The following is a 5,943-nucleotide window of genomic DNA, read 5'->3' on the forward strand; positions in this document are numbered from 1 at the left end:
GCAGGAGGGGTCAACCCAGAGGGCGGAAGAACCGGTACGACGATCTCAGGACGGGCGACCGTTGATCGCCATGAAGGCCTTGCCCACACGCCTTGCGACGTCATGGATCTGTTCCTCGCTACAATCGACTGGCAGCTCGAAACGCTTGCGCTGGACAAGGCGTGTCTGACACAGCGCCATGAACTGCTCAGCGGCAAAAAGCGGGTCATCGGTCACTATGTCCCCTCGTTCGACCCAATGCCCGATCCACTCCGTCATGGTCTTGAGCGTACGTCCGAAGCCGTGACGCCAGAATGTATCGGCCAGAACCGGAAAATGCGGCGCTTCGGACACGATGATACGATAGAGACGCAGCGGACCAGGCTGAAGCAGAACGGTGATGAACCGCTCGGCCAGCTTGGTGGCTGATTCCTCACATGTCATGGCCGTCAGGTGACTCTGACAAATGGCGGGCGCGAGTTTACCCCGGCTCAGATCTTCGATGACAGCGCCAAACAGCGCTGCCTTGTTCTCGAAATGGTTGTAGAGGGTCCCTTTCGACACACCGGCGCGACAGGCGATCTGGGACATGGAAGCCCCTTCATAGCCGGATTCGAGAAAGATCGCCTCAGCCCCATCGAGAATCTGGCGGCGCTTGGCGTTGCAAGCCGCACTGTCTCGAGCGGAGTCTTCATTGTCGGGCGAGGCGATAGTGTCGTTCTTGTTCAACCGGTCCATCCGTCTGACGCATTGGTCTGGTGCCGGTGGGCAACGCACAAAACTTGTGGGCGGCCCGATGGCAGACCCTCAGAACTGACCGAACGGGTCGATCAGCGCAAGCCAAAACTGCCCGATGCGCGCCAATCCTTCAGAACTGCAACGAGAATGACTTCAATGTGTCCATGAAAGGTCTAGGCATTGCGCCTGCGGATCGCGATAAATTGGTTGAGACGACCCGTTTTCAGAGACATGAGATCCTTATGACCCCTACAAACCCGAATGCGTCGCGCCCCAGCCGAGCCCTGCCCCCGGGAGTTGTCACAGGTGATGACTATCTCACCCTGATCGAGGCCTGCAAGCAGGGCGGATATGCTCTTCCTGCCGTCAATGTTGTGGGCACCGACAGCGTCAATGCCGTGCTCGAAGCCGCAGCGAAAAACAATTCCGATGTTATCGTTCAGTGCTCCAATGGCGGTGCACGTTTCTACGCCGGCGAGGGTCTGGCTGATCAGCACAGGGCCCGCGTGCTGGGCGCTGCCTCGATGGCCCGCCACGTCCATCTTCTGGCCAAGGAATACGGCATCTGCGTGATCCTTCACACAGACCACGCCGATCGCAAGCTCATCCCCTGGGTGGAAGGTCTGCTCGATCTGAGTGAGGCTGAGGTTGCCGCCGGACGCCCGCCTCTTTTCTCCTCGCATATGATCGATCTCTCCGCAGAGCCGCTTGAGGACAACCTGGCCGAATGTGCGCGCCTTCTGCCCCGCATGGCCAAGCTCGGGATCAGCCTGGAAATCGAACTGGGTGTTACAGGTGGTGAAGAAGACGGTGTGGGCCATGATCTCGAAGATCATGAGGATAATGCCCATCTCTATACGCAGCCCGAGGACGTCCTGACCGCCTGGAACCGTCTCTCGCCGCTCGGTCACGTCACTGTGGCGGCGTCCTTCGGCAATGTGCATGGTGTCTACAAGCCCGGCAACGTGCAGCTTCGGCCCGAGATCCTGCTCCACTCACAAGAGCACGTCGCTGAAAAAACCGGCCTTGGCCCCAAGCCGCTCGCACTCGTCTTTCATGGCGGATCGGGTTCGGAAAAGGACAAGATCACCGCTGCCGTGTCCTACGGTGTGTTCAAGATGAACATTGACACCGATGTGCAGTTTGCGTTTGCCAATGGCATTGGCCAATACGTGCTCGATCACTCCAAGGCCTTCCTGCACCAGATCGACCCCGAGACCGACGCCCCCTACAAGAAGTTCTACGACCCGCGCAAATGGCTGCGCGTTGGTGAAAAGAGCATCGTCGACCGTCTGGAGGAGGCATTTGCCGATCTCGGGTCGAAAGGCAGATCCATCGCTACCAGGGACTGAAGGACGTGACCTGCGAGATCGTCAGGGCGTTCAGCGTCGTGCCAAGCCAGACCGCGTTGTTCGAATCCACTTACGGGCCGGAAGGCCCGTGGGTACGGCTCTACCGCAATGTCCGCGACTATCTCGGCACGCGCCTCATTGCCGATCTCGACAAGCCAGGCGACTATATCGCTATTGATGAATGGACGTCGCACGGGGCCTATCTGGATTTCCAGAAAGACCATCCCGATGCCTTTGCAGCCCTCAATGAGGCCTGCTCGCCCCTGATTCAGGACTGGCATTTCATCGGGGCATTTCAGGTCGTGACAACGGCCTGAAGCCATCTCCCGACTTACAGGGCAGACAACCGCCCTGCGTCTTGTCGCTGCGACACAGCCGTGGCCGGGTCAAGTAACACTATGAAGAAAATCGGATGAATCGGACAGAAAGTCCTTGCATCCGGGGGTCATGACCTTTAATCGGGCGGCCTTGGCCCAAGGGGGCATGTTGCCCAACAGGCTGTCTACTGGTTTAGAGGTACGTGATGAACGCACTTGCTCAACTGGGGATGGTATCGGGACTCCCGAGAGATAACCAGACTGTCACATCGAACACATCTCATGAAGAGGTGTGCAAGGATTACTTCATTGAGCGTGATGGTGAACGCTTCGCCGGTCATCACCTGCTGATCGATTTCTGGGACGCCACGAATCTGGACGATCCCGCAGCGATCGACGCCACGCTTTGCGAGGCAGCGGTTACCGCAGGGGCAACAATCCTGCACAGCCACTTCCATCACTTCACGCCCAATGGCGGCGTGTCGGGCGTGATCGTGCTGGCCGAAAGCCACATCTCGATCCACACATGGCCCGAGCGCAATTTTGCCGCCGTTGACGTGTTCATGTGCGGCGCCTGCGACCCGAATCTGACGATTCCGGTCATGCAGCGTCTTTTCCAGGCTGGTCGCGTCGTCTCTGACGAAGTGCGTCGTGGTCGTGAAAAGATCTCGCCTGCAGGCTGAGCGCGTTACGCTGCGCTCAAAAGCAGATAAGGCCGGGCCCGTTGCCCGGCCTTTTTTTTGATAAAATTGGGAGAGACCGCCTCATGTCTGAATCCTGGATCAACGAAACCCTCTACCCCGACTGGGGCCAGCGTTTTCGCGTCACGCGCGAGCTCGCACGTGTCAAGAGCGACTTTCAGGACATCGTCGTCTTTGAAAGCGACTTCCACGGCCGCGTGCTTGTTCTCGATGGCGTCATCCAGATCACCGAGCGCGATGAATTCGTCTATCAGGAAATGCTCACGCATGTCCCGCTTCTGACCCACCCCGATGCCAAGCGCGTGCTGATCATCGGCGCAGGCGATGGTGGCGTGCTCCGTCGCGTGCTTCAGCACAAGACCGTTGAAAAGGCCGTCATGGTCGAGATCGACGGGGCGGTTATCGAGCTTTCCAAGCAGCATCTCCCCAATATCGCTGGCGACGCCTGGAATGACCCGCGCGCCGATGTCATCGTCGGCGATGGTATCGACTATGTCGCCAAGGCAGCGGACGGCTCGTTCGATGTCATCATCGTCGACTCGACCGATCCGATCGGCGTGGGCGAAGTGCTCTTCACCGATGCCTTCTACAAGGATTGCGCCCGCATCCTCTCCGCTCAGGGTCTGATCGTGAACCAGTGCGGCGTGCCATTCATGCAGGCGGATGAACTGCGTGAAACCAGCCTGCGCCGTGCCAATTTCTTCCCGCATGTCTCGGCCTATGTTGCCGCCGTGCCGACCTATGTCGGTGGTTTCATGACGCTTGGCGTTGCTGCCAAGGGCGTGAACCCGACAAAGCAGACCGTCGAGGACGTGCGTACTCGCGCAGAGGCCGCAGGTATCCTGGGCACGACACGTTACTGGACCCCGGAAATCCATGTCGGCAGCTTCAATCTGCCGCCCTATATCGCTGAGAACCTGCCCAAGCAGGAAGGCTGATCGGCGTCCCCGGACAGACATCTGTATGTCCGGGGTATGCAGGGCTCTGCCCTGCACCCGCGGAGGGATTTTCCCCTTCGAGCCCCGCTTCGACTTTCGATGAGGTTTGCAAAGGACGACTGTCCTTTGGCGGGGCATGGGGCAGCGCCTCCTGTCAGGACGGCTTTGACCGGGCTCTAGTAGCCCGAACCGCTCAGCAGGCGAATGACGATAGCCTGCCATTCTTCCATCAGATCACCATGGCCCATCGCGTGACCGGCGCGCCGCTACCAGTAGCGGGCATTGTCAGTGTCACCTTCGACGCGATGAAGCCAGCCATGAACCCAGTTACATTCCGGGTCACGCTCATTGGCCTGCACGATCTCATGGGCGGCCGCCCAGTCCTCCCGTTTGGCCCACCACAGTGCAAGCAGCGCGGGTGACACAGGATCGGGCGGAATACCGTCTTGCAGGCTTTCCTTGAATACGGACAGGGTCATGCTCATCGGACAACCTCCCAGTCATACCGGACTCCGGTCATATTCTCGGAAGCCTGCCAGAGCTTGGACGCAAGGGGAAGCCCCGTGGCCCTAGGTGGAATAACGGCAAGCCCCGGTGGCCCGCGTCGTTCCCCACGACCGATCGGCCCGTAATAGCCCCCATCACGCGCCTTGGGAGACAAGGCCGCATGGAGAATAGGCTCGGCACCTGCAGTGACGTCCTGCCCCAGCAGGCGGAACAGGGCATTGCCGACACGATCCTGCCCATAAGCCAGCAGGCGTGAAACGGGCGTCTGCGCCGCACTCAGCGCGGCGCTGTTGGAGATGATGGAGCTGGTGGACCAGCCAGGATGAGCGGTGCGAACATGCAAAGGCGCTCCCGCCTCGTGAGCACGCCGGTTGAGCTCAAGGCTGAACATCAGATTGGCCAGCTTGCTCTGGCTGTACCGGTCGAAGCGGCGATAACGCCCAGCGGCGTTCAGATCATCAAGCGGAATATCGCCCCGCCATGCAGCAAGAGACGCCACCGTGACAATATGGGCCTGACCGGCAATGAGCGAAGGCAGAAGCCGGCCCGTAAGCGCAAAGTGCCCGAGATGGTTGGTGCCGAACTGAAGTTCGAATCCGTCCTGTGTGGCGCGGCGCTGCGCCGGGGCCATGACACCGGCATTGTTGATGAGCACATGCACAGGCTGGTCGGCCATACGCTCGGCAAAGCGTGCAATGGATGCCAGCGAGGCAAGGTCGAGCCCCTCAAACCGCAGGATGGCATCGGGAACTGCCGCCTGGATCGTCGCCAGCGCCGCTCGTCCCTTTTCGGCATTGCGCCCTGTCACGATCACCTCGGCACCGGACCGGGCCAGGCCAAGCGCCGTCGCAAGGCCAAGTCCGCCTGTTGCACCTGTGACAATTGCCGTTTTACCCCGGCAGGATGGATAAGCGTCACTCATGCCCTGGCCTTTCCTGAGCGTTCTTCGGCCTTGGCTTCCTTCAAGGCCTCATCGGTCAGACGCTTTTCGTTCTTCTTGAGGAAATAGAGACAGACGCCAAGAGAGATCACGACGAGTGAGCCGATACCGATGGCCAGAGGCCCGGATAGACTGAGGATTTCCTTGCCGAGGAAATAGGTCGCGATGGCGTACCCACCGGCCCACACCACGCCACCAAGCGCATTGTGCCAGAGAAAGGAGCGCCAGGGCATATGGTTTGCCCCGGCAAGCAGGGCCACGAATACGCGCAGGATCGCGACAAAGCGCCCGACAAAAACAACGGTCCCGCCATGACGCTTAAACAAGTAGCGACCCAGCAGCAGGCGCTCATGGGTCAGGCCAACCTTGCCGCCATGCTTTTGCAGGATCTTGAACCCGATCGAACGTCCGATCAGATAGCCGAAATTATCTCCCATGATGGCACCCGTCACGGCAGCAACAGCAACCCAC

Annotated in this window: 8 protein-coding genes; 4 read left to right on the forward strand and 4 right to left on the reverse strand. The window is 59.7% G+C overall.

Annotation, left to right across the window (positions count from 1 at the left end; genetic code table 11):
* Positions 1–45 precede the first annotated feature (45 nt).
* Positions 46–708: a TetR/AcrR family transcriptional regulator gene (locus P792_RS25940; RefSeq protein ID WP_023978241.1), complete on the reverse strand. Its 663-nt coding sequence runs from the start codon at positions 706–708 to the stop codon at positions 46–48.
* A 251-nt stretch (positions 709–959) separates the two neighbouring features.
* Here P792_RS25940 and fbaA point away from each other — a divergent pair, with 251 nt between their 5' ends.
* From fbaA to speE, 4 genes are all read left to right on the forward strand, one after another.
* A complete protein-coding gene (gene fbaA, locus P792_RS25945; RefSeq protein ID WP_031240430.1) occupies positions 960–2,069 on the forward strand; it encodes a class II fructose-bisphosphate aldolase in 1,110 nt (369 codons plus the stop codon).
* 5 nt (positions 2,070–2,074) lie between these two features.
* Positions 2,075–2,386 (forward strand): hypothetical protein, encoded by a 312-nt coding sequence (locus P792_RS25950; protein WP_023978243.1) that lies wholly within the window; start codon positions 2,075–2,077, stop codon positions 2,384–2,386.
* 206 nt (positions 2,387–2,592) lie between these two features.
* Entirely contained in the window at positions 2,593–3,069 is a 477-nt protein-coding gene (gene speD / locus P792_RS25955) for an adenosylmethionine decarboxylase (RefSeq protein ID WP_023978244.1), read from the forward strand.
* Between the two features lie 83 nt (positions 3,070–3,152).
* Positions 3,153–4,025, forward strand: coding sequence for a polyamine aminopropyltransferase (gene speE, locus P792_RS25960; protein WP_023978245.1), 873 nt, complete (start codon positions 3,153–3,155; stop codon positions 4,023–4,025).
* A gap of 266 nt (positions 4,026–4,291) precedes the next feature.
* Here the strand turns inward: speE and P792_RS25965 are convergent, their stop codons facing one another.
* The 3 genes from P792_RS25965 to P792_RS25975 form a co-directional block, all read right to left on the reverse strand.
* The gene (locus tag P792_RS25965) at positions 4,292–4,510 is read right to left on the reverse strand and encodes a hypothetical protein (RefSeq protein ID WP_200863466.1); all 219 of its coding nucleotides are present in this window, start codon (positions 4,508–4,510) and stop codon (positions 4,292–4,294) included.
* Positions 4,507–5,454 carry an SDR family oxidoreductase gene (locus P792_RS25970; RefSeq protein ID WP_023978246.1) on the reverse strand — a complete coding sequence of 316 codons (948 nt, stop codon included), beginning with the start codon at positions 5,452–5,454 and terminating at the stop codon, positions 4,507–4,509. The genes P792_RS25965 and P792_RS25970 overlap by 4 nt, the downstream gene beginning before the upstream one ends.
* Positions 5,451–5,943: DedA family protein (locus tag P792_RS25975; RefSeq protein ID WP_235075426.1), on the reverse strand; the 493-nt coding region annotated here is incomplete at its 5' end. The genes P792_RS25970 and P792_RS25975, both read right to left, overlap by 4 nt.

Source organism: Asaia sp. SF2.1 (genome assembly GCF_000505765.1).
Classification (GTDB): domain Bacteria; phylum Pseudomonadota; class Alphaproteobacteria; order Acetobacterales; family Acetobacteraceae; genus Asaia; species Asaia bogorensis.